Source organism: Vibrio sp. 1580, from assembly GCF_033340055.1.
Genome location: NZ_JAWOVT010000619.1, coordinates 1 through 547 on the forward strand (window position 1 = coordinate 1; position 547 = coordinate 547).

Sequence of the window (547 nt, forward strand, 5' to 3'; positions counted from 1 at the left end):
CGAATCAGCACTGCTGATGGTTCTATGATACGTCCGGATCTCTTTTTCCAATCTCCTTCCATCCCTGAACATGTTCAACTTAATGTCGAGCGACCTAGTCGCCTTATTCACATCAAAAACTTTTGGCAATCTCGTTACCGCAACAAAAAGCTCTTTCTTAATGTGCTTCCCAGAGCTGCAGAAATGCTGGCGAAGGACCTTTCATACAGCAATTTACTGAAGCAAGTGATTTGTGAGGCGGATTTGCGTCGAGAACAAATCGTGATGGAGTTAGTTGAATTAAGCGCAGGCGATGAGTCCTTTCTGTACAAAGCGACGAAAGAACTGAGTGACGGAGGCTTTAAACTTGCTATTGACGACTACGGCATTAATGCCTCAACCATCGAGCGAGTGAAATGCGTTCGACCAGACATCATCAAGATGGATCGTTCATTGCTGTTGAAATACGAAGACGGGGATTTTTCTGCGTTAATAGAAGCGTTAGCGCTCGCGAAAGAACTGAGTTCAAAAACAGTTATCGAGGGAATTGAAACCGAGCATCAACTTA

General features: G+C 44.2%; 1 protein-coding gene. It reads left to right on the plus strand.

The window, feature by feature from the left end; genetic code table 11:
• Positions 1-547 (plus strand): EAL domain-containing protein (locus tag R7093_RS27480; RefSeq protein ID WP_318147311.1); only part of this gene is annotated, 547 nt, incomplete at both ends.